The organism is Pantoea sp. BJ2 (assembly GCF_040255075.1).
GTDB lineage: Bacteria > Pseudomonadota > Gammaproteobacteria > Enterobacterales > Enterobacteriaceae > Pantoea > Pantoea leporis.
The window spans coordinates 534,866-557,837 of sequence record NZ_CP158293.1 but is presented as its reverse complement, the minus strand read 5'-3'; the positions used below and the strand labels follow the sequence as shown (position 1 = coordinate 557,837).

The 22,972-nt window shown below is 52.9% G+C and carries 24 protein-coding genes; 14 read left to right on the top strand and 10 right to left on the bottom strand.

What is annotated here, in order from left to right:
• Window positions 1-70: 70 nt before the first annotated feature.
• The 6 genes from AAF463_RS22080 to AAF463_RS22055 all read left to right on the top strand — a co-directional run bounded on the left by AAF463_RS22080 (window position 71) and on the right by AAF463_RS22055 (window position 7,268).
• Window positions 71-1,207, top strand: coding sequence for an alpha/beta hydrolase (locus tag AAF463_RS22080; protein ID WP_350262095.1), 1,137 nt, complete (start codon window positions 71-73; stop codon window positions 1,205-1,207).
• Between the two features lie 307 nt (window positions 1,208-1,514).
• Window positions 1,515-2,696 (top strand): MFS transporter, encoded by a 1,182-nt coding sequence (locus tag AAF463_RS22075; protein WP_350262094.1) that lies wholly within the window; start codon window positions 1,515-1,517, stop codon window positions 2,694-2,696.
• A gap of 94 nt (window positions 2,697-2,790) precedes the next feature.
• A complete protein-coding gene (locus AAF463_RS22070; RefSeq protein ID WP_101761592.1) occupies window positions 2,791-3,273 on the top strand; it encodes a glutathione peroxidase in 483 nt (160 codons plus the stop codon).
• A 158-nt stretch (window positions 3,274-3,431) separates the two neighbouring features.
• Complete coding sequence (locus AAF463_RS22065) at window positions 3,432-4,190, top strand: MurR/RpiR family transcriptional regulator (protein WP_350262093.1); 759 nt, start codon at window positions 3,432-3,434, stop codon at window positions 4,188-4,190.
• Between the two features lie 117 nt (window positions 4,191-4,307).
• Entirely contained in the window at window positions 4,308-5,816 is a 1,509-nt protein-coding gene (locus tag AAF463_RS22060; RefSeq protein ID WP_350262092.1) for a PTS transporter subunit EIIC, read from the top strand.
• A gap of 15 nt (window positions 5,817-5,831) precedes the next feature.
• A complete protein-coding gene (locus AAF463_RS22055) occupies window positions 5,832-7,268 on the top strand; it encodes a 6-phospho-beta-glucosidase (protein ID WP_350262454.1) in 1,437 nt (478 codons plus the stop codon).
• 38 nt (window positions 7,269-7,306) lie between these two features.
• On the opposite strand, the gene AAF463_RS22050 is transcribed toward AAF463_RS22055, so the two are convergent.
• Window positions 7,307-7,993 (bottom strand): hypothetical protein, encoded by a 687-nt coding sequence (locus tag AAF463_RS22050; RefSeq protein ID WP_350262453.1) that lies wholly within the window; start codon window positions 7,991-7,993, stop codon window positions 7,307-7,309.
• A gap of 178 nt (window positions 7,994-8,171) precedes the next feature.
• Between AAF463_RS22050 and AAF463_RS22045 the strand changes: the two genes are divergently transcribed.
• The 4 genes from AAF463_RS22045 to AAF463_RS22030 all read left to right on the top strand — a co-directional run bounded on the left by AAF463_RS22045 (window position 8,172) and on the right by AAF463_RS22030 (window position 10,754).
• Window positions 8,172-8,525 (top strand): DUF1428 domain-containing protein, encoded by a 354-nt coding sequence (locus tag AAF463_RS22045; RefSeq protein ID WP_192234707.1) that lies wholly within the window; start codon window positions 8,172-8,174, stop codon window positions 8,523-8,525.
• A gap of 225 nt (window positions 8,526-8,750) precedes the next feature.
• Window positions 8,751-9,392, top strand: a complete 642-nt coding sequence (locus tag AAF463_RS22040) for a LysE family translocator (RefSeq protein ID WP_101761587.1) — start codon at window positions 8,751-8,753, stop codon at window positions 9,390-9,392.
• A gap of 121 nt (window positions 9,393-9,513) precedes the next feature.
• Complete coding sequence (locus tag AAF463_RS22035) at window positions 9,514-10,377, top strand: substrate-binding domain-containing protein (protein ID WP_350262091.1); 864 nt, start codon at window positions 9,514-9,516, stop codon at window positions 10,375-10,377.
• A 26-nt stretch (window positions 10,378-10,403) separates the two neighbouring features.
• Entirely contained in the window at window positions 10,404-10,754 is a 351-nt protein-coding gene (locus AAF463_RS22030) for a DUF3147 family protein (protein WP_210080402.1), read from the top strand.
• 199 nt (window positions 10,755-10,953) lie between these two features.
• Here AAF463_RS22030 and AAF463_RS22025 read toward each other — a convergent pair whose 3' ends face one another.
• Together AAF463_RS22025 and ycgZ are read right to left on the bottom strand one after the other, a co-directional pair.
• The gene (locus tag AAF463_RS22025) at window positions 10,954-11,244 is read right to left on the bottom strand and encodes a hypothetical protein (protein WP_101761585.1); all 291 of its coding nucleotides are present in this window, start codon (window positions 11,242-11,244) and stop codon (window positions 10,954-10,956) included.
• Between the two features lie 117 nt (window positions 11,245-11,361).
• Window positions 11,362-11,613: a regulatory protein YcgZ gene (gene ycgZ, locus AAF463_RS22020; protein ID WP_110866812.1), complete on the bottom strand. Its 252-nt coding sequence runs from the start codon at window positions 11,611-11,613 to the stop codon at window positions 11,362-11,364.
• A gap of 274 nt (window positions 11,614-11,887) precedes the next feature.
• Here ycgZ and AAF463_RS22015 point away from each other — a divergent pair, with 274 nt between their 5' ends.
• Complete coding sequence (locus tag AAF463_RS22015; RefSeq protein ID WP_271460482.1) at window positions 11,888-12,271, top strand: type II toxin-antitoxin system RelE/ParE family toxin; 384 nt, start codon at window positions 11,888-11,890, stop codon at window positions 12,269-12,271.
• Complete coding sequence (locus AAF463_RS22010) at window positions 12,264-12,590, top strand: helix-turn-helix domain-containing protein (RefSeq protein ID WP_101761582.1); 327 nt, start codon at window positions 12,264-12,266, stop codon at window positions 12,588-12,590. The genes AAF463_RS22015 and AAF463_RS22010 overlap by 8 nt, the downstream gene beginning before the upstream one ends.
• A gap of 102 nt (window positions 12,591-12,692) precedes the next feature.
• On the opposite strand, the gene AAF463_RS22005 is transcribed toward AAF463_RS22010, so the two are convergent.
• Window positions 12,693-13,526, bottom strand: coding sequence for an oxidoreductase (locus tag AAF463_RS22005; RefSeq protein ID WP_350262089.1), 834 nt, complete (start codon window positions 13,524-13,526; stop codon window positions 12,693-12,695).
• Between the two features lie 111 nt (window positions 13,527-13,637).
• Between AAF463_RS22005 and AAF463_RS22000 the strand changes: the two genes are divergently transcribed.
• Both AAF463_RS22000 and AAF463_RS21995 read left to right on the top strand, forming a co-directional pair.
• Complete coding sequence (locus tag AAF463_RS22000; protein WP_350262088.1) at window positions 13,638-14,573, top strand: AraC family transcriptional regulator; 936 nt, start codon at window positions 13,638-13,640, stop codon at window positions 14,571-14,573.
• A gap of 54 nt (window positions 14,574-14,627) precedes the next feature.
• Window positions 14,628-15,830 (top strand): FAD-dependent oxidoreductase, encoded by a 1,203-nt coding sequence (locus AAF463_RS21995; RefSeq protein WP_350262087.1) that lies wholly within the window; start codon window positions 14,628-14,630, stop codon window positions 15,828-15,830.
• A gap of 158 nt (window positions 15,831-15,988) precedes the next feature.
• Here the strand turns inward: AAF463_RS21995 and yddG are convergent, their stop codons facing one another.
• The 6 genes from yddG to AAF463_RS21965 all read right to left on the bottom strand — a co-directional run bounded on the left by yddG (window position 15,989) and on the right by AAF463_RS21965 (window position 22,823).
• Window positions 15,989-16,876 carry an aromatic amino acid DMT transporter YddG gene (gene yddG, locus AAF463_RS21990; protein ID WP_350262086.1) on the bottom strand — a complete coding sequence of 296 codons (888 nt, stop codon included), beginning with the start codon at window positions 16,874-16,876 and terminating at the stop codon, window positions 15,989-15,991.
• 113 nt (window positions 16,877-16,989) lie between these two features.
• Window positions 16,990-18,666: an ABC transporter ATP-binding protein gene (locus AAF463_RS21985; RefSeq protein ID WP_350262085.1), complete on the bottom strand. Its 1,677-nt coding sequence runs from the start codon at window positions 18,664-18,666 to the stop codon at window positions 16,990-16,992.
• A complete protein-coding gene (locus AAF463_RS21980; RefSeq protein WP_350262084.1) occupies window positions 18,666-19,532 on the bottom strand; it encodes an ABC transporter permease in 867 nt (288 codons plus the stop codon). The genes AAF463_RS21985 and AAF463_RS21980 overlap by 1 nt, the downstream gene beginning before the upstream one ends.
• Complete coding sequence (locus AAF463_RS21975) at window positions 19,529-20,563, bottom strand: ABC transporter permease (protein ID WP_336768263.1); 1,035 nt, start codon at window positions 20,561-20,563, stop codon at window positions 19,529-19,531. Before AAF463_RS21975 ends, AAF463_RS21980 begins: the two co-directional genes overlap by 4 nt.
• Window positions 20,563-21,288 carry an aspartate/glutamate racemase family protein gene (locus AAF463_RS21970; RefSeq protein WP_210080394.1) on the bottom strand — a complete coding sequence of 242 codons (726 nt, stop codon included), beginning with the start codon at window positions 21,286-21,288 and terminating at the stop codon, window positions 20,563-20,565. Before AAF463_RS21970 ends, AAF463_RS21975 begins: the two co-directional genes overlap by 1 nt.
• Complete coding sequence (locus AAF463_RS21965) at window positions 21,285-22,823, bottom strand: ABC transporter substrate-binding protein (RefSeq protein WP_350262083.1); 1,539 nt, start codon at window positions 22,821-22,823, stop codon at window positions 21,285-21,287. Before AAF463_RS21965 ends, AAF463_RS21970 begins: the two co-directional genes overlap by 4 nt.
• Window positions 22,824-22,972 lie beyond the last annotated feature (149 nt).

Genomic DNA, 22,972 nt, shown 5'->3' with positions numbered 1-22,972 from the left:
ATTGCAACAAAGCACAGCAGCGTTGTCGGTATGAAACCTGCCTCTTTGATGTTTATTCAGGAGGATTTTAATGACTGTTTTCACTAAAAAATTGACAGCAGTGTTACCTGCAATGCTGCTATGCGCATCATTAAGTGGAGTTACAACGATGAGTTATGCTGATACCAGCAATCCGAACGCACCTATTTCGCTGGTCAAAAATTGGGATAAAACCTTTGCTGAAAGTACGAAAGTTGAGCACCGTAAGGTTACCTTTCAGAACCGCTATGGGATCACTTTAGTTGGGGATCTCTATCTTCCAAAGGATCGCGGCGAGCGCAAGCTGGCAGCCATTGCCATCAGCGGGCCCTTCGGTGCAGTCAAAGAACAATCCAGCGGCCTGTACGCGCAAACGCTGGCTGAAAAGGGATTTGTCACCCTCGCGTTTGACCCTTCATATACGGGCGAAAGTGGCGGCTACCCGCGTAATGTGGCGTCTCCGGATATCAATACTGAGGATTTCAGCGCGGCAATTGATTTCTTAGGTCTGCAAAATGAGGTGGACCGCGACCATATCGGGCTGCTCGGTATTTGCGGTCTGGGCGGCATGGCATTAAACGACGCTGCGATGGATACACGCGTTAAAGCAGTAGCAACCAGCGTGATGTATGACATGAGCCGCGCAATGGGCCACGGCGTAGGCGATGGCAAAGATCGTTACACCAGCGCCGATCGTCGTGCTGTGTTGCAGTATCTGAACGCGCAGCGCTGGAAGGATGCGGAAAACGGCACTTTCGCGCCCGGTGGTCACGACATTGATGTTGACGAAAAAGGCAAAGTCAGCGCTTCTGAGCGTATTCTGCCGGAAACGTTACCCGCTAATCCAAATCCAGTCTTGAAAGAATTCTTTGATTATTACCGCATGCCACGCGGTTTCCATGCGCGTTCGGTCAACTCAACCGGCGCATGGAATGCAACAATGCCACTGTCATTTATGAATATGCCGCTGCTGAGTTATGCAAATGAAATCACTATCCCTGCGCTTGTTGTGACCGGTGAAAAAGCCCATTCACGATATTTTGCTGAAGACGCTTTTAAGGCGATCGGGAGTAACAAGAAAGAGCTGGTGATTATTCCCGGGGCAAATCATGTGGACTTATATGACAACGTGGCTGGAAAGATCCCGTTTGCTAAGTTTGAACAATTTTTCAAATCAAATTTAAGGTAATTTTCTGAAATAATTTGCATTTACCATGCCACCCCTACTTCACGGGTGGCATTAACTCCCCTGATGCCGTTCAGTTAAGCGCCGTATCAAATCGCCGCACCTTCCGTAGCGGCGCGATTTATCGCGCAATAAATTGCGCCGCTACAATGCGTGCTCTCGGTAATTACGGGTTTTCATGTCTTAACTGACGAGCATTAGGCATTAACTCGCCTGATGTAACGCAGTGAAATGATGATGTTATTCCCTGAAAAGCGCATCTCCCACTTTCGCCTGAATCAGGTCGGATCGATTTGAAGGGTAGTTGATAATGTCCACAGTAAATATTAAATCCTCTCACCATAAAACTCAGTCGTATTGGGGGGGCGTTTTTGCCATGACGCTCTGCGTTTTTGTATTGATCGCTTCTGAATTTATGCCGGTCAGTCTGCTAACACCTATTGCCCGCGACTTGCATGTCACGGAAGGATTGGCAGGACAGGGAATTGCCATCTCTGGCGCGCTGGCGGTGATTACCAGCCTGACTATCTCCCGCATTGCCGGGGACCTGAATCGGAAATATCTTCTGCTGGGACTAACGATTTTGATGGCGGTATCGGCAATCATTGTCGCGCTGGCGGCCAGTTATTCGGTTTATATGCTCGGGAGAGCGCTGATTGGAATCGTCATCGGTGGATTCTGGTCAATGTCGGCCGCAACAGCCATTCGGCTAGTACCGCAGCACAAGGTTACCCGCGCGCTGGCGACTTTTAACGGCGGGAACGCGCTGGCCACCGTTGTGGCGGCACCGCTGGGTAGCTACCTGGGGGCGACTGTCGGATGGCGGGGTGCCTTTTTATGTCTGGTACCGCTTGCGATAGTTGCATTCATCTGGCAATGCCTCAGCCTGCCTTCGATGGAAAGCGATAATGAGCCTAAGCCACAGGGATCGGTGCTTGGTCTTTTCAGAGCCTCTATCGTATCAATGGGGCTGTTAGCTTGCGGACTCTTCTTTATGGGGCAGTTTTCCTTATTTACCTACGTGCGACCGTTTCTGGAGAACGTGACCAGAGTGAGCGCGCCTGGCCTGTCCTGGATTTTACTTGCTATAGGCGCAGCAGGTTTTATCGGCACAACGTTTGTTTCGACCTTCCTGAACTCAAGGTTTTATCCGACATTAATCTTGATACCACTGCTTATGTCAGCGATTGCCGGTACGTTACTTATATTTGGCCACAGCATGTGGATTGTTGCCGTTTTGCTGAGCCTGTGGGGAATGCTTGCGACAGCCGCGCCAACCGGATGGTGGACATGGCTCGCGCGGACGCTACCCGAAGATGCAGAGGCAGGTGGTGGTCTGATGGTTGCTGTCATCCAACTCTCCATTGCGCTTGGATCAACCGTTGGGGGTTTGATTTTCGACAGTCTGGGTTGGCAAAGTGCTTTCGGCTTGAGTGCATTATTACTTCTTGGTGCGGTAGTCATGACGTTTCACACATCACGTCTAACATGAATCACAGGCGCTTTAATCATAGAATAAGGCGCAGAGGCCGCTGATTAAAGCACCGTCTTTAATGCCGAACTGATTCTGCTCTGAGGATTGATACATGACCACCTTTCATCAACTTAATGCCATCAGCTTGCGAGGCCAGCCCATCTCTATGGCCGATTACGCCGGGAAGCTGGTTCTGGTGGTGAATACCGCCAGCCATTGTGGATTTACTCCTCAATATGCAGGCCTTGAAGCGCTCTACAAGAAGTACGCGGACAATGGGCTGATGATATTGGGTTTCCCCTGCAATCAGTTTGGCAAGCAGGAACCTGGCGGAGCCGATGATATCGCGCAGACCTGCCTCATCAACTACGGTGTGAGCTTCCCGATGTTCGAGAAAGTCGAAGTTAACGGCGCCGCAACGCACCCCGTATTTCGCTACCTGAAAGCCGAATTACCCGGTGTGTTGGGCGGGCGGATCAAATGGAACTTCACTAAGTTTCTGATCGGACGCGACGGCAAACCGATCAAGCGATTTGCACCGATCACCAAACCAGAAAAAATGGAAGCGACGATCCTTACTGCGCTGGAAAACTAATATGCATTCCGCCATGCTTGATCCAAATTGTGCGAGCTATCACAATTAATACAATTTCTTTTGGTTTGCCGCGCGGGTTTACTCGTTAAACATCCCTCAGATGTCACGGTTTGTGACATGATAAGCGTCATAATTGAATCGTCAGGATGTTTGAATAGATGTTTAACGCCAGAAAACTATCAACCTTAAATGCCCTCGAAAGCAGCGTGCATAATTACATTATTAAAAACATCAATGCCGTTATTTATATGACGATAAGAGAGCTAGCTGATGATTCTGGCGTATCTACCGCGACTGTTCTGAGATTCTGTAAAAAAATGGACTTCAAAGGTTACTCAGAACTCAAAGCCAGTATGAAGTTGCACCTGAACAAAAATAACACATTACTGATTCCTCATGGAGCTGAGGAAATATTGACCTTTTTTAAAAGCATCAGAAACGATGAATTTGATGAGATGATCAATCAGGCGGCTCAATACATTCGTGATGCCGAACGGGTGTTCTTTGCTGGCGCAGGCAGCTCTGGCACGCTTGGTAGGTATGGTGCGCGTTTCTTCTCTAATGTAGGCAAGTTCAGTAATCACATTGATGATCCCTATTATCCGGTGAGTACCGATATGGTGCAGAGTTCAGTGGCTATCGTGCTTTCTGTCTCTGGCGAAACTCCCGAAATATTGAAGCTTGCCAGGCAGTTTGTTATTCACAAGTGCAAAGTGATTTCTATTACCTGCAACCCGGATTCAACACTGGCAAAACTTTCTGACTTTATTGTTCCTTACCATGTTTCTCGCATTTTGATTGAAAGCGAATACGATATTACCACTCAGGTTCCGGTCATTTTTATTCTTGAATCGATAGGCAGAAAGCTGGTGGTGAATAATCTCAGCGATATGTCACGCGGTGTGACATTTTTGTAATTAGCGACCCGTTATAACATATTGTGACCTCGTGACATTGCCGGGATGATTTTCTAACATTGCCGGAATTAGTCCGCTCCTGACGGGCTGAATTCCCTCTGGCAATGGAAGAAAACCATGGCAATAGATTATGCGGATTCTGCGAAAGAGATCGTTAGACTGATAGGTAGCGATAATAATGTGATAAGTGTGACACATTGCGCTACACGTCTGAGGTTTGTGCTGAAAGATTATTCTCTGGTCGAGGTTGAATCACTAAAGCGGGTAAAAGGCGTTATCACCGCGATGCAGGCCAGCGGCCAGATGCAGGTGGTGATTGGTAATCACGTTGGTGATGCTTACCGCGAAGTGCAGAATCTACTCACTATCGACGAAAGTGCAGCGGTACCACAGCCTAATATCGGTATCGTTAGCCGCATTATGGATATCATCTCTAGTATCTTTGCGCCTTTTCTCTATCCACTGGCAGCCTGCGGTGTGCTGCAGGGCATCATTTCGCTGCTGACCGCCATCGACCTAATGGATCCGGCAAGCGGCACTTATCGCATCCTTAACTTCGTTTCGTGGACCGGCTTTACCTTTCTGCCCGTGATGGTGGCGTTTACCGCCGCCAAAAAATTTAACGTCAATCCGTTCACAGCGGTTATCTCCGCCTGCGCGCTGGTGTCGCCGGATTACCTGAGTATGTTGACGGCCAACAAAATCCTTACCGCCAACTCAGCCGATCCCGCATTGCAGGCTTTGATGAAGGGCGTGGTTGAAAATCTCGAGATTTCAAAGGTGATGGTGCAGATCGTTGGCATTCCGCTTGATGCGGCGCCGCTGACCTTTATGGGGCTGCCGGTAGAGTATTTGAGTTACACCTCGTCGGTGATCCCCATTATTTTGATGGTGTGGGGCATGTCGTATGTACAGCGTTTCTTCGAGCGCCTGCTTCCGATGGTGATACGCAACCTGTTCACGCCCATGTTCTGCCTCGCCATCATGGTTCCGTTCACGCTTCTGGCATTCGGTCCGATCGGCAATATGATCGGCGGCGCCATCGGTGGCGTCTATAACACCCTTTATCATCTCAGTCCTGCCATTGCCGGATTTGTGGTTGGTGCCTTCTGGATGCCACTGGTTACCTTGGGCGTGCATTGGGGCATCACGCCAGTGACCGTCGGTAACTATGCCACCCTGGGCTACGACACTTTTACCGGACTGCAAGCCTCCGCGGTATTCGGTATGGCGGGCGCGGTGCTGGGCGTATACCTGAAGGCGAAAGACGCTGAGCTTAAGCGCATGGCGCTTTCTGCGGGTGTAACGGCGCTGTTCGGCATCACTGAACCCGCCATTTACGGTGTGGCTCTGCGTCTTAAACGACCGATGATTTGTGGCTGCCTGGCGGGTGCTGCCGGCGGCATGATCGCCGGGGCTTTCAACGCGGTTTCATGGAGTTACTGCATTCCCGGTATTGCCGTCCTGCCGGTGTTCTTTAAAGAGGGGCACATGACGCAGTTCCTCGGCTTCCTGGTGTCCATATTCGTCGCCTTCATATTGGGCATGGTTTTCTCTTGGGTCGCGGGATTCAAAGAAAACAGCCAACCTGACGTTCGCTCTGTGCCGCAGCCTGGCACCCTCTGATAAATAGAGATACAGATTATGAATAAGCCATTTCCAGAAAATTTCATGTGGGGCGGTGCTGTTGCCGCTCATCAGGTCGAGGGAGCCTGGGATAAAGGCGGTAAAGGCCCGAGCATAGTCGATGTCCTGACCAGCGGGGCGCACGGTGTTGATCGCGTCATCACCGCCGACATTCAGGATGACTGCTTTTATGCCAATCACGAGGCATCAGACTTTTACCATCGCTATCCTGAGGATATCGCGCTGTTGGCAGAAATGGGCTTCCACTGCTTCCGCACCTCAATTGCCTGGTCGCGTATTTTTCCACGCGGCGATGAAGCCGAGCCGAACGAAGAGGGGTTGCGTTTTTACGATGCGCTATTCGATGAGCTGCTGAAATACGGGATTGAACCGGTAATTACGCTGTCCCATTTTGAGATGCCAAACTTCCTGGTCACCGAATATGGCGGCTGGAAAAATAGAAAAGTTTTGGAATTCTTTGTCCGCTTCAGCGCGGTGGTCATTAATCGTTTCAAGCACAAAGTAAAATACTGGATGACCTTCAACGAAATTAATAATCAGCGCAACTGGAAAACCCCGCTGTTTGGTTATTGCTGCTCGGGCGTTATTTTCACCCACGAGCCTAATCCTGAAGAGTGCATGTATCAGGTTCTGCACCATCAATTTGTGGCGAGTGCTCAAGTGGTGAAGTTGGGACATGAAATTAATCCTGCACTACAAATTGGATGCATGATCGCCATGGTGCCGCTCTATCCGTTTTCCTGTCATCCGGATGACGTGATGTATGCTCAGGAAGCGATGAGGGAGCGATTCCTGTTCAGTGACGTGCACATGCGCGGTCATTATCCGGCTTATATTCTCAATGAATGGCAACGCAAGGGATACCACATTGCAATGGAAGCCGATGATGCGCAGATCCTACGGGAAGGCTGTGCCGATTATATCGGGCTGAGCTATTACATGAGTAATGCGGTCAGTAAAGAAAATGCCGGCAGCGGGACGGCGCTTTCAGGCTTCGAGGGCAGCGTACCGAACCCGCACGTTAAAGCCTCAGATTGGGGCTGGCAGATCGATCCGGTTGGGCTGCGTTATGTGCTGAATATTCTTTATGAGCGTTACGAAAAGCCGCTATTCGTGGTGGAAAACGGTTTTGGTGCCATCGACAAAATGGATGAAAAGGGCGAGATCAATGATGACTACCGCATCGATTATCTGCGGGCGCATATTGAACAGATGAAGAAAGCCGTGACCGAAGATGGCGTCGATCTCATGGGATATACCCCTTGGGGATGTATTGACTGCGTGTCTTTCACCACCGGCCAATACAGCAAGCGCTATGGCTTTATTTACGTAAATAAAAACGATGATGGTAGCGGAGATTTTTCCCGCTTGAAGAAGAAGAGTTTTGACTGGTATCGCCGGGTCATCGCCAGCAACGGCAAAGAACTTTAGTGAAATATGTGCGACAGGGATGTCGCACATTGAGATCCTTATGGCTTCTCTTTTTCGTCTTCAACTGGAATCAGCGGTTCATCAATAGCGATGGATGAATTAGATTTCAGCAGCTGAATATCCAGAATCACGTAGGTCATAGTGGTGATGAACAGTGAAATCACGCTGCCAATCACGCCGCTGGTGGTGAAAGTGAAATAGTTATACATCACCACCCAGGTCACACAAATAAACAGCCCTAGCGCAACGTTAATTGCCGATTGCGAATAATTCGTGGTGCGTGATCCCATTTCATTAATTTGCCGACTGAAATTCGCGCCGCTGTATTTCTCCAGCACAAATATTCCCTGTTCCCAGTTACGCAAGCGTCGAGCGCCGCTGCGAGTCAGAAATACGTACAGCAGCGAGACGAATAAACCAGAAAAAGCAATCAGTACCGGCACCGCTTCCAGCGCATAAGCGAGGCTTTTATGGCTCGATGCCTGCGGCGTGAGGTCCAGCGTTAACGACGCGCCGAGTGCGGCGTATAAAAATACAAAAAGTAGCAGAAACAGCGCGTTGCGGCGCCAGTCGAGTTCGGCTTCGTGATTCTTCTGCTGTCGTGCGCTGTGCAGCGCCTGCTGTAATAGCGTGGCATCGGTGGATGCGGTGTCAATACTCTCAATCTCTTCACCCAACAAACGGTGAATAAACGGCTGATCGGCCGGTTCAATGGTGATGCGCATAGATTTCTCGGTGACGTAACGATCAAAGGCGTCAGTGTAACGTAAATCGTCTGGCGCGCGCAGAATCTGCGAGTAAGCGCGCAAATTTTCATCTCTGTTTCGGCTCTTGTTGCGCGTTATTCATACAATGAATGGGCGGTTATTACTGACCGCGCAAATGACGACGGAGTAACGAGCTATGTCGTATGTTGATGGTTTTGTCGTAGCGGTGCCGGAAGCTAATAAGGAGGATTATCGTGCCATGGCGGCTAAAGCCGCACCGCTGTTTAAAGAGTTTGGCGCCACGCGTGTTGTCGAGTGCTGGGCAGACGATGTTCCCGAAGGCACGCAGACCGATTTTTATCGCGCGGTAAAAGCCGAAGAGGGCGAAACGGTGGTGTTCAGCTGGATCGAATACCCATCGCAGGAAGTACGTGACGCCGCCAATGCCAAAATGATGTCCGATCCGCGTATGAAAGAGATGGGCGAGAATATGCCGTTCGATGGTAAGCGTATGATCTATGGTGGATTCGCGATTTTGCTGGAGGCGTAGTTGAGTATTTGCAACTGCAGTGAACCGTAGCGGCGCAATTTATTGCGCGGTAATTCGCGCCGCTACAAAATGTACGGTGATTTGATGCGGTACTTAATTGATCGGCCTTACGCGATTTATTGCGCTATTTTTTTAATCATTGTGTGTCTCTTACTTCTATTGTGTGCAATTAATTGCGCCGCTACGATAGGTGCTGGAATTATTCACCCTTTACAAGGAGTCACTATGCTGGATATCACGCACTTTCCGCTTTTTCTCGCATCCGTATTTCTGCTGTGTATTACACCGGGACCGGATTTAGCTTATGTCGTAGGACAAAGCGTAGCGAATGGACGACGTAGCGGTGTGATATCAGCGAGTGGCGTAGCGCTAGGAAGTTGCACGCATGCCATTGCCAGCGCCGTCGGTTTGACGGCGCTAATTACCGCTTCGCCACTGTTATTTACGGTGATTAAATATATCGGTGCGGCGTATTTAATTTATCTGGGCAGTAAGATGGTATGGGGAACCTTTTTTAGCCGTGAAGAAGAGAAAACACCGCAGGCTGAAATTCCACGCTCTAATACGCGCAGCTTATTAATTCGCGGTTTTATTACATCGATTACCAATCCAAAAGTATTGCTGTTTTTCATCTCCTTCTTTCCACAATTCGTGGTAGTTGATGGCGATCATCATGCCAGCTCGTTTCTGTTGCTCGGCCTGACGTATGCGGTTGTGGGTTTAATGACTGACGTGATATTTGCTCTGGTTGCTGGCAGCGCGGCTAGCGCGGTGTCGCGCAATGTGATGTTGCAGAAATTGCTTGATCGTGTGGTGGGCATCACCTTTATCGGTTTAGGCGTGCGCCTGGCGCTGACGCGTCGTTAACAAATTCATCTTAGGAACAACGGCCAGCGATTGGCGCTCGCGGATTATTCGGGTAACGTGGAATGCTTAACTTTGTTACCTACAATAATTACCGCACGCTAAGTTGCAGGAGAGTCATTTCATGGCCGTTAATTCTAATATCGTCGGCATTGTCAGCGATGAGTTCATCAACCCCCACACCGTAAAGCTGCTTAATGAAGTCACTCGCCAGTTGAATGAGCGTGGTTTTATTACGCTGCTGCTGAATGCGAATTCCCGCGAAAGTTTTCAAAGCGCGCTGCGTAATGCGGCGCAACTTCCTGTCGGCGGCTTGGTTTTTCTGACTTCGCTGTTTAGCGATGAATTGAGTGTGTCGGCCGAGATTCTGCCGCAGACGGCAACGGTTCATCTCATCCACAGCGCCAGCGCGGATGCTAACGTTGTGATTGCGGATGGTTATGATGCAGGCGAAGAGATGGGATTGCTGCTGCTGTCGCAAGGTCATCAACGTTTCGGCTTTATGCACAGTCAGGAAAATAGCGCGCCCGCGCGCCAGATGGACGGTTTTGTCGCTAGCCTGCAAGCTGAACAGAAAGAACTGAATATCGAGCTCTCTGCCGGTGGCAACGATCGCGAACTGGCTTATCAGGCAATGATGGCGTACTTGAAGAAAACGCGCGCTGCCGAGCGCATCAATGCGCTGTTTTGCGAAAGCGATGTGGTGGCATTTGGCGCGTTACAAGCGGTGCGCGACTTCGCGCAAGGCGCACATGTTGCGGTGGTGGGTTTTGATGATGTCGATGAGGCGCGCGCGTCAACCTGGCATCTCACCAGTTGGGCGCAGCGACGGGATTTGCTGGTGGCCGAAGCGCTGAATCGTTTACTGGAAAACCGTGCCGATACCAGTAACGCCTGGCAGCAGGGCGAATTGCAGGTGCGCCATTCACATCACGGCAAACATGTGCCGGGCGAAATGTCGCAGTGCGGATGTGCGATTCGGCATTAATCGCCTTCAGCAGGAAGGAGAATCGGATGCTATGGCTCATCGCCAAATACGCCATAACCGCTGGCATGGTGGTGCTGATATCTGAAGTGGCTAAGCGTAGCGATCGCCTTGGCGGGCTGATTGCCGCACTGCCTTTGGTTACGGTGCTGGTGCTGATCTGGATGAAGCTGGAAGGCCAAAGTCAGGCCAAGATTGCCAGTCACGCGTGGTACACCTTCTGGTATGTGGTGCCGACCTTGCCGATGTTTGTCGCCTTTCCATTTCTTTATCAACGCCTCGGATTCTGGCCGACGTTGTTCGCGAGTTGCGTGCTCACCATCTTGCTATTTCTGCTTTGGGCCACGCTGCTCAAGCGTTTTGGTATTGAGTTGGTGTAAGTTTATTAGGATAACGCTTCACCAATATCCGATCTTGCAATGCATCCATCTGCATTTCAGGAATAAGCTGAGTCAGCAGGCTGCTCTCGGCGAAAGGCGATCCTTCCGGTCCAGGGTGGCGCGCGAAGAAAACAAGCGTGATGTGTTTACATTGAAAAACAAAAGGGCGAACGCGGATCAACCAGCATTCGCCCAACGTTTAGTGCTTGGTTCCATTACCTGAACCGTCACGATTGCGGAAAATATGCGTCACGTTATCGGTGTTTTTGATCGCTATTCCGCTCTGCTGCGGGGTTTCGATATGATTCATCACTTCCGACATCGCACGGCTCAGCGCTTGCTGGCGCGGCGGATCGCGTTCAATCGAAGCCATCACGCGCAATTTATCAAGCAGCGCGCGAGTAGAAACCGGGCCGGATTTTTTCAGCAACTGTAAAATCGCATCGCCCATGATGATGTCGGTGAGCCGTTCTTCATCACTTCTGTACATATATTCTCTCTGATTACCGCGGCAGACCTGCGGCAAATAACGAAGTGGATTCAGTCTAACCAGTAGCTGAATGAGGCGGAAACCACTTGGTTAATTCTCAGGCCAGCGGCGCCTGATTTAGGCTTCTCGTTCTACGGAAAACATCAGGCCGATTAATTGCTGATAGTGAATTTCCGCTTCAGTACCGCGTGCTTGCTCCATACGGCACAGCAGCTTGGTGCATAGTGTTTTACGGCTTAACGTCCGTCCTGAACGTAAGATTTCAACCACAATCTGCCCCAGCGTTTCCTGCTGCGAAGGCAAAGAGGCTTCTTTGAAGTAGCGTGCAATAGCTTCCGACGCTGTGGAAAAGTTACGATCCTGACGCATGGTTCCATCCTCAAGGTTGACGTATAACTTTAGCCATCAAACTTATACAAGTTTAATTAATATGTACAGGAATATGGCGAATCAGTTGCCTAGTCATTTGGCTAAAAGTGCTAATTTATTGTTAACAATCACTTAAGGAACAGGTCAGGGAGGCTGAATGTATTTCATACGATGCTCAATGATGAAGGCTGTTCTTGAGTATATGTATTGCACTTAGTACAATAGGTTTTCATGCCAGGACAAGGAGAGTCCTCATTAAGAACGGAGGGAACACATGGCAATTTATGTCTTAAAGCCATTCGATAGAAACACCAAAGGTGACGCTATCGATAGTGCAAAATTATGCAAAGCGGCGCTGGAAGTCATGGCAGGGATTTATGAAGCCAGTTTCGGCGGGGGAGTTTACAAGAAGCGCATTCCTTTAGTTGCTGGAAAAAGTGGCGGGGCCCGGGCGGTTGTAGCCTTCAAAACTGAAAAACATCTTTTTTTCGTCAACGGCTATGCTAAATCCGCATTCAAAAGTAGTGGTCGAGAGATATCTGAATCTGATCTCGCTCTCTACAAGGAAGTGGCCAAACAACTGTTTGAAATGACATCAGAACAAGCAAAAGTAGCCATCAATACTGGCAAGATGCGTGAGGTAAAATGTGATGGTTAATCATCTGAAAGATTTACAAGAGATCGCCAAGGATTTTAATGAAATTGGCGTGGTCACCGATGAGCTAAAAGAAAAAATTGATTCTCGTGTGAGATTGCGTGAATTGCGCGCTTCGCTACCTGTCCTGCACATGATGTCGGGAGATGAAATAAATCAGTTACGTCAACGTTATAATCTGAGCCAGGCGATGCTGGCCGCCTACGTCGGCATGTCAGTGGGGACGGTAGTGAAGTGGGAACGAGAAGAGAAAAAACCTAACGGAGCAGCACTGCGATTGCTCAATCTTATCGAGCGAAAGGGGTTGGAAGTGCTGCAATAATGCCTGTCAGTTGAGGGTAAATCGGTCGCCATGAATGTCAGCGTGGCGAGATTTTATAGGGTGCGCATTCATGCGCACCTGAATATCACCGCAATTATTCCATCAGCCATCCGTCGATCGCGTCAGTGCTTCCCAGCGATCAATCTCCGCGCTGAATGATTCCATCTTCTGCCGCACCAATGCCAAAGCATCGCTGCCCAGCAACAGATGCGCGGGTGGATTGCCGCTTTCGATCACATCGAGCATCGCGCTGGCGGCTTTAAACGGATCGCCCAACTGTTTGCCATTTTTCTCTTCACGCGCCTGCCGAATCGGATCGAACAGCGCATCATAATCGGCGATGCTGCGTGCGCTGCGCACCATCGAACGCCCGGCCCAATCGGTGCGAAACGATCCGGGTGCGACGGCGGTCACATGAATATTGAACGGCGCCAGCTCTTTGCTCAGGGTTTCCGAAATCCCTTCCAGCGCAAACTTGCTGCCGCAGTAATAGCTGATGCCAGGCAGGGTGATAAAACCGCCCATCGAGGTGATGTTGAGAATGTGGCCCTGACGGCGCTGGCGCATAAAGGGCAGCAGCGCTTTAATCATCGCCACCGCGCCAAACACGTTGACGTCAAACTGGCGGCGCATCTCGTCCAGTGATGATTCCTCCATCACGCCTTCGTGACCGTAACCGGCGTTGTTCACCAGCACATCAATTGGGCCAACGCGGGTTTCAACATCGGCAATTACCGCCTCAATGGCGGCGAAATGGGTAACATCCAATTCATAGGCGAAGGCATTTTCCGTATGCAAATTTTCAAACTCGGCTTTTGCCGTAGCATTGCGCACCGTACCGACCACGCGATAGCCACGATTTAGCGCAACCTGCGCCAGCGCGCGGCCAAATCCGCTGCTGACGCCAGTGATGAATAATGTTTTAACGTTGGACATTTGCGGTTTCTCCTCAAAAAGTAGAGGATGCATAATATTCTGGCGCTGAAACGGCCATAAGGCCTTATTTTGTGTAATGCTTGCCTAATATTATGAATGTGATGTTATCCGATGAAAGAAACGCTCCAGCAGAAAACGGTAGAACGGCTTAAAACGTTAGCGCCGCAGGAAGGTTACAACCTCACCGCGCTGCCGGACGTGCGTATCCTGCGTTCCGATCGGCCGCTGGCGCGTACGCCGGTGCTGTACGACCCGGGCATCGTGATTGTTTGTCAGGGATCGAAACGCGGCTTCTTTGGTGATCAGGTTTATCTCTACGATGAGCAGCACTATCTGGCGGTTTCGGTACCGGTGCCTTTTACCATGGAAACCGCGGCATCGGCGGAACATCCGCTGCTGGCGATTTACCTGCATCTCGATTTCAGCGTGGCGACGGAGTTGCTGTTGCAGCTGGAGCAGCAAGATGTGGCCCTTGAGAGCCAGGCGGCGCAGAGCATGATGTCGAGCCCCATGGACCAGACGTTGCGCGAGACGGTGTTGCGCTTTCTCACAACGCTAAATCATCCGCTGGATGCGAAGATGCTAGGCCCAGCGCTGGTGCGTGAACTCTATTACCGCGTGCTGACCGGTGCGCAGGGCAGCGCGCTGCGAGCGGCGTTAACCTTGCAAGGCCAATTTGGCAAAGTGGGCAAAGCGCTGAGCCACATTCACGCGCACTTTGCGCTGCCGCTAACGCTGGGACAACTCGCGTCGCTGGCGGGCATGAGCGTGCCCACTTTTCACACCCATTTCAAAAGCATCACCAATCAGCCGCCGATGCAGTACGTGAAGTCGGTGCGATTGCATCAGGCGCGCATGTTGATGGTGCGTCAGGAGATGACGGCGGCTGCGGCCTGTCACGCAGTGGGCTATGAAAGCGCCTCGCAGTTTAATCGTGAGTTCAAACGCCTGTTCGGTTCACCGCCGGCCGAAGAGATCAAACGCATGCAGCGTAACTTTGCCGTGCCGCCGGCGCATCAGGCATCGACGTTCGTTTCATCGCATTAACGCCAGGTTATGCTATAAATGATAACGATTATCATTTTTGGCGTGAGGCAGAGGATGCAGGTAGCACAGGAAAACGCGATAAGCGCGGATTGTTGTATCGTTGGCGGCGGCCCGGCGGGATTAATGCTGGGCTATTTACTGGCGCGCGCGGGCTTACGCGCCGTGGTTATTGAAAAACACCCCGACTTCCTGCGCGATTTTCGTGGCGACACCATTCATCCCTCAACGCTGGAGGTCATGCGCCAGCTGGGATTGCTCGATGAGCTGCTCACCTTGCCGCACCAGCGCGCGGAGAAGCTGCAGGCGGAAGTAGCGGGTGAAGAGATCACCATGGCCGATTTCTCACGTCTACCGGTTGAGTGCCGCTTTATCGCCTTTATGCCGCAATGGGATTTCCTCAATTTTCTCGCTAAAAAAGCCGCCAAATTTCCGGGGTTTACCCTGCTGCAATCCACCGCATTTAATGACTTTATTTATGAAAATGGCGTAATCAGTGGCGTAAAAACGTTACAGGGTAACGAGCTTCACATCATTCGCACCGCTTTAGTGATAGGTGCAGATGGCCGCAATTCGCAGGTCAAAGCCAAAGCCGGATTAACCGGAAAAAGCTTTGGTGCGCCACGCGATGTATTGTGGTTTCGGCTTGAGAAACATCCCGACGATCCGCAACTCGGCATGGGTCATAAAGGTCCAAAGCAAAACTTTATCGTTATCGATCGTGGTGATTACTGGCAGTGCGGCTACACCATTCAGAAAAATCAGTTCGACGAGTTAAAGCTGGCGGGATTGGACGCGCTAAAAAGCACCATGGCGCAGGTGGCTCCGTTCAGTGCAGAGCGCATGGCGGAAGTTGATGAGTGGGACAAACTTAAGCTGCTGTCGATTCGCATTGACCGCCTCGATCGCTGGATGAAACCTGGCGTGCTCTGTATCGGTGATGCTGCGCATGCCATGTCGCCGATTGGCGGCGTGGGGGTTAATCTGGCGATTCAGGATGCGGTGGCCGCAGCCAATATGCTGACCAAACCGCTGCAGCAGGGCAATGTAGCCTTGCACGATCTGCAAAAAGTGCAGCAGCGCCGCCAGTTCCCAACCGTCGCCACCCAATTCCTGCAAATCAAAATGAGCAGCAACAAGCGTAAACGCAGCACACCAAGCAAAGTGCCGCAGATCATCAGCCGCTTTCCGTTCCTGCGCCATCTGTTTGGCCGCTTGATTGGCCTCGGCTTCCGCACCGAAAAGCCGCGTTATTTATAACCGGCAAAAAAAAGCCCGCTAAGCGCGGGCCAGGTAAAGGTTACCAATCTGAAATTCTCGTAGCAACGCATTGCTGTGTGTTGCGTCGCTATAGTAGCAACACATCGCGATCTGTGCAGGAAATGATCAACGAGTTAATTTTGTTCTCAGGATAAGCATTATGCTTGCTGCACCCGCGTTGACCACCAGCACATCAGCGATCCAAGGCTGACCATCGCGGTGCCCTGCCAGAAGGCGACGGTCAGATGCGAGCGCAGAATAAAGGCGGCGAGAATCGAAGAGATAATCGGAATGAAGTAAGACGCGGCGGCCAAAATGGTCACGTTGCCATGCAGAATGCCGACATTCCATGCGGCATAGCCAAAACCCATCGCCATCGCAGCAAGCGCCAGACTGATACAAACTTCAGGTGATAACACAAACGGCGGCTGGGGTGAGAGCAAAAACTTCAGCCACAGCGTCAGCGCAGTCAGGATAAAGAACAGCGTTATCCCATTGTTGCCGTCAGCAATTTTTTTGGTTACCACACAGTACACCGCCCAGATAACCGCGCCGCTCAACGCCAGGCCGTAACTCAACGGATTATCCATCACGTTATGGGTGATTTCGCTGAATGAAAAACCTTGGTCGCCGCCCAATACGCGACAAATGCCGGCAACCGCCAGCAACAAACCCGGAATAATCAGCGGATGGGTTTTTTGTCGATTCACTATCACTGCGAAAACAATGGTTAAACTTGGCCACAGATAATTGACCATGCCAACTTCAATCGCCTGGCGACCGCTGTGGGTAAAGCCTAATGAGAGTGACAGGCAGAGTTCATAACAGACGAACAGCACGCTGCCGATAATCAAATAACTGCGCGGAAAAGTGCGCAACTTTGGCAAGCCTACGGTGAAAATCAGCAAAATAGCGCTGGCGCTGTAGATAAGCGCCGCGCCGCCTACCGCGCCGAATCCTTCGCTGACATTTTTAATCAGTCCTACAATCGCGCTCCACAGCAGAATGGCCAGCATGCCAATCAGCGTCGCCTTTTTTTGGGGCATGACCCGCCACCTTATTTCGCAAATTCGGGCCAAAATCCTATCAAATCAAACGCGCTTTGTATTTGCTGGATTTCCTTCTGGGATGATGGTCGCCATTTATAGTGACCGCAAAGTTAACCCGTTCCCGTCATCAGCGACTGAACCGCAGGCTTACGCACCGACGCCAGCAACTGTTGGGTATACGCATGCACCGGGCGCTGCCAAATCTGCTGATGATCGCCTTGCTCCACCATCTCGCCCTGATACATCACCATCACGCGGTCGGCGATGTAACGCACCACCGCCAGATCGTGCGAGATAAACAGCAGCGAAAGATTGCGCTGCTGCTTCAGGCTCACCAGCAAATTGAGGATCTGCGCCTGCACCGACACATCCAGCGCCGACACCGGCTCATCACAAATCAGCAAATCAGGATCGAGAATCAGCGCGCGCGCAATGCCGATGCGCTGGCGCTGGCCGCCGGAAAACTCGTGCGGATAGCGTTGCAACGCATGCTCCGGCAAACCCACCTGATCAAGGATGTCACGCACCGCGCGCTGCTGCTCAGCACGTGATCCGCGTCCGTGTAAACGCAGCGGCGTGCGCAAAATCTCCTCCACCGAGTGACGTGGATTAAGCGACGAAAACGGATCCTGAAAAATCATCTGGATACGCGGACGCAGCAGCGCGCGCTGGCCGTTGCGCAGGTGATCGATGCGCTGCCCGGCAAACTGAATCTCGCCGCCGTCGGGTTTCAGCAGGCCGAGGATCAGGCGCGATAGCGTGGATTTCCCGCAGCCCGATTCGCCTACCAATCCAAGCGTTTCACCTTGTCGGATATGCAGCGACACACCGCGTACCGAGGCGCTGCCCGGCGGCATCGCGGGATAACGAAAATGCAGCTGATCCAGCGACAGCAGCGGGGCAGATTGCGCATCAATCTCCGGCAGCGCTAACGCCTCCGGCGTCATCAGGCGCGGCGGTCCATCCGGATGATGCACGATCTCCGTCAAGCGTCGCTGGCGATAATGCGGCGTTTCGCCAGCGTGCAGCGAGGCGGCCAGCAAGCCACGCGTGTAAGGATGCTGCGGCTGAGCGAACAGCGCGGCTTTGCTGCTCTCCTCGACTTTGATTCCGCGATACAGCACGGCCACGCGATCGGCGTATTGCTCCACCAGTCCTAAATCGTGGGTGATAAACAGAACGCTCATGCCGAGTTGATGGCGCAGGCGATCCAGCAGTTCGAGGATCTGTTTTTGCACTGTGGCATCCAGCGCGGTGGTTGGTTCATCGGCAATCAGCAGCTGCGGCTCGCAGGCAATCGCCATGGCAATCATAATACGCTGGCGCTGCCCGCCGGAAAAATGGTGCGGATAATCATCAATACGTTGCAGCGCGTGGGGAATATTCACCTGCTCCAGCAAAGCAATCGCGCGCTGACGCGCTTCCCGCGCAGGCAGCCCAAGATGCAGCTGCACGGTTTCGGCAAGTTGCTGGCCGACGGTTAGCACCGGATTGAGTGACGTCATCGGATCCTGAAAGATCATGGCGATGGATTTGCCACGCAAACGGCGCAGCGTCGCTTCCGGCTGCGCCAGTAAATCCAGACCCTGATAACGGATTTCTCCGGCGAGCGTGGCGGCTGAAGGCGTCAAGCGCAGCGCGGCAAGCGCGGTGATCGATTTACCGCTGCCGGATTCGCCCACCAGCGCCAGCATTTCGCCGGGCTGCAAGCTGAGATCTAGATCCTGCACCGCATGGCGATCGCCGAAATGCGCACTAAAGTGACGGAACTCGAGAATCGCGCTCATTATGCTGCTCCTTTGCGGCGGGGATTGAGCCAGTCATTCAGCGCGTCGCCCAGCAGATTCAACGCCAGAATGGTGGCGGCCAGTGCGCTACCGGGCAGCACCGCGAGGAACCAGGCGTTTTGCAGCGATTGTCGACCATCGCCAATCATGCCGCCCCAACTGATGCGATTGGGATCGCTGAAGCCGAGAAAACCCAGCGAGGATTCAGTGAGAATGGCGCTCGCCATCATCACCGACAGTGTGACGATCAGCGTCGGCAGCAAATTGGGCAGTAGCTCACGCAGCAGAATCCGCAGCGGGCTATAACCGAGCGTTTGCGCGGCCAGTACAAACTCCTGATGGCGCAGCAGACGACATTCGGCGCGCACCAGCCGCGCAATCATCGGCCAGCTCGCTACGCCAATGGCGCAGGCGATGTAATTCACCGTGGGATGACCGATCGCCACTAACACCACCACCAGCAGAAACGCCGGAAAGGTTTGAAACAGCTCGCTGATGCGCGTGACGATGCGGTCGGTTTTGCCGCCGAAATAGCCGGCGCTGGCTCCGGCAAGCAGGCCGGTGACCAGGCTTACCAGCACCGCCGTCGCGCCGATTTGCAGTGAGACGCGCGCCCCGTGGAAAATCCCGGCGGCCACGTCGCGCCCGAGCGAATCGGTGCCGAGCGGGAATTGCGCGTCATCGCCGGGCCAGAGAAAAGGCTGCGCGATCATCTCCAGCGGATCGCCGGGGAATAGCCAATCGGCGAGCAACGCCATCAGCAGCACGGCGGCCAGCAGCACGCTGCCGACCATCGCTTCAAGCGAACGAAACAGACGATGCCAGCGCGGCCGCACTGGTGAGGAATGTAACGCTAAGCTCTTCATGCGCGGCCCTCCATGCGCGGATCGATCAGGCTTTGCAGCAGATCGACCAGCACGTTAACGATCACCACCATAAAGGCCGACAACAGCAAAATACCCAGCACCACGTTGAAGTCGCGCGCGATGATCGCTTCCATCGCCAGGCTGCCCAATCCCGGCCAGCTGAACACAGTTTCAATCACCGCTGCGCCGCCGAGCAGGTTGCCAAAGTAGAGCCCGGCAACGGTGGTCACCGGCGTTAAGGCGCAGCGCAGCATGTGACGTGACACGATGCGCCACGGCGCTAAGCCTTTGGCGTGCGCGGTGCGAATAAAATCCTGATCGGCAATGTCGAGCAGGGCGCTGCGCGTCAGGCGCGCATAGATAGCGATGAAGTAACTGCTCAGCGCCAGCACCGGCAACACCGCATGGCGCAGTTTATCCAGCAGCGCGCCGCCGCCAGACAAATTCGCGCCAATGGTTTGATTGCCGCCGCTGGGGAGCCAGTTCAACTGCACGGAAAACAGCAGCAGCACCAGCAAGCCGATCCAGAATCCCGGCAGCGAATAGAGCAGCAGATTGACCAGCGTTAACAGGCGATCCGGCCATTTGTTGGCCCACACCGCCATGATCACGCCAAAGCCGATGCCGACCAGCAGCGCCACCGCTTGCGCCAGCAGCATCAGCAGCAGCGTGTCGGGCAAGCGGCCGGCAATCAGCGACGTAACATCGGTGCCAAAGCGCGGCGAATAACCGAGGCTCAAGTGCGCCAGATGCCACAAATAGTTCCAGAACTGCGCCAGCACCGGCTGATCAAGACCGTACTCGGCACGCAGCCACGCCATGGTTTCTGCTGATGCGCTGCCCGACTGGCTCGCCATCACATCCACCACATCGCCCGGCACCAGTTGCAGCAGCACGAACACCACCAGCACAATGCCGAGCGCGGCGGGCACCGCCTGAATCAGCGCACTGCGCAGCGCGTACAGCACGCGTTTGCTGGTGTGCGACAGCGGCAGCGCCGGTTTCTGTTCCGCCGCGTGGCTGCGCGACATCAAAGGGTCCATTGCGCACCTCGATCCCAGTGCGGCGGGCGCAGCGCGGCCTGGAAACTGTTCACCAGCGTCAGCGTGTCGTAAACCGGCAAGCCAAAGCGCTGTTGCAGCAGGGCGCTAAACGGCGCCAGATTGGTGCACTCCAGCAGCAGCGCGCCGCTGTTGGGGAAGCGTTGTAGCGCGGCAGCAGTCGCCGTTAACACTTCGTCGGCGAGTGTTTCCCAGTTGACGCTGCTGTCACCGGCGCGAATCGAGCGCACAAATTCCGACTCGGGCGGCATGCCAGCAACCTGCGCATCAGCGGGAATGCCGACGCGCGTCAGGTAATCGGCTTTCAGCGTGCTCTCATCAAAGGTGAGGATCAGCGGCGGTTTATCGCCAGGCAAAATCTGCCGCAGGCTGACATATTGCAACAGGCTGCTGGTGACAATCGGCACCGGCGACCACGCCGCCAGCTCCTGCTGATACCACGACAAGTAGCCGCAGCTGGTAGTCAAGCCATCAACGCCTTGATCGATAAGGATCTGCGCCGCGCGTTTAAACGGCTCCAGCAATTGATGTTGGCCGAGATGTCCCATGCGCTGCGGGATGGCTTCTTCCACTACCTGATAACGCACCGGGAACGGCCAGGTTTGGGGATTGCCAATATCGCCCTGATAGCGGCGGAAAGCGGTTTTCACCATCAGAATGCCAATGGTGGCGGGTTGGTAAGCGGCGCGGCTCATTTTTCCACCCACACGCTGGATAAATTGCCTTCGAGGCCATCGGCGGTAGGTGAGTGATCGTGCACGCGTTTGTTGCTGATGGTGATGAACTGCGGCGAGGCGAGATTCACATCCGGCACGTCATGCTGCACGATATCCTGGAACTGCTGGAACTCTTGCAGACGTTTACTGTTGTCATTCTCGGTTTGCGCCGCTTCGAGCAGGCGATCAACCTCAGCATTCTGGTAATGGGAGATATTGGTAAAGGGCACGCCCGGACGGTAGTTCTTCGACCAGTAAAGACGCTGCACGCCGACGGTAGGATCGTAGAGATTGGCGTACTGATCGATGGAGAACTGGAAGTCACGCTGGGTAAAGACGCGCGTGGCGTAGGTCGACAAGTCCTGCGAACGCAGCGTGGCGGCGATACCGATGCGCGCCAGCGCGGAACGCACAAACTCGGCGTTGCGGCGGAAGGTATCGTCAAAGGTGTTGTAATCGAGCGTGACGCGCAGACGCACGCCGTCATCGCCTTTCTTGTAGCCCGCCTCGTCTAGCAGTTTATCGGCGGCAGCCAGATCGTACTGATACGGCGAAGGTTTGCTGCTGTTGAAAGCTTTCAGGCCTGGCGCGACCGGCGTTTCGGTTGGCGTGGCATAACCGAAATAGACCACGTTGAGCAACGCTTGGCGGTTGATGGCATGCGCAATCGCCTGACGTACGCGCAAATCTTTGAACAGCGGATCATCCAGATTGAAGTGAATCGAAGCCACGCTGTAGGAGTAATTATTCCCTTTGGTTTCAAATACCAGCTTTGGATTTTCCTGCAAACGCTTCAGCTCGCTGAGCGCCACCGGCGTGCGATAGCCGATATCAGCCTGGCCGGTTTGCAGCGCGAGAGATCGCACGGTGGGATCGGTCGAGAACTTCACTACCAATTGATCGATATACGGTTTTGGTGCATCCCAGTAATTCGGGTTGCGCTTATAAAGGATATAGCTGCCGCGCTCCCACTTTTCGAAAATATAAGGCCCGGTGCCAATCGGTGCATTATTATTGGGATTCTTCAAAACATCGCTGTTTTCATAAATATGTTTCGGCAGAATTGGCGTTTCACCGGCCGCAAAAGCGGTAATTAAATAGGGCGCGGGATGGCTTAATATCAGCACGGCGGTCAACGCATCCGGCGTTTCGATGCTGGCGACGTTGGCGAAAGTCGATTTCGCACGCGGGTGAGTTTTCTTCAATAAATCAATCGAGAACGCCACATCGGCTGAGGTAAAGGGCTGGCCGTCATGCCACTTCACGCCTTGACGCAGATGGAAAGTATAACGTTTACCGTCCGGGCTGATCTCCCATGAAGTCGCCAGCTGCGGCAGCGGCTTGAGGTTGTAATCGTAGGTGAGCAGGCCTTCGTTGACCTTGGCGCTGGCAGCAATTACCGGCTGCGCCACGGTTGCCAGCGCCACCAGCGCCGAAGGTTCGCTTGGCAAAATCAGCGTCAGCGTACCGCCTTTTTGCGGCGTTTCTGCGTTAGCAGAATTAATTACAAGCATTCCCAATAGTGTAAATAATAAAATTCGACCTAATAGCCGTAATGAATTCATTGTAATAACCCTTGGTGAGAATAATCAGTAACGATACAGGCTCAGGGAAATTAACAGGCGAATTCTGTTTTTCCTATTAACTAAAATGGCTTTGGATT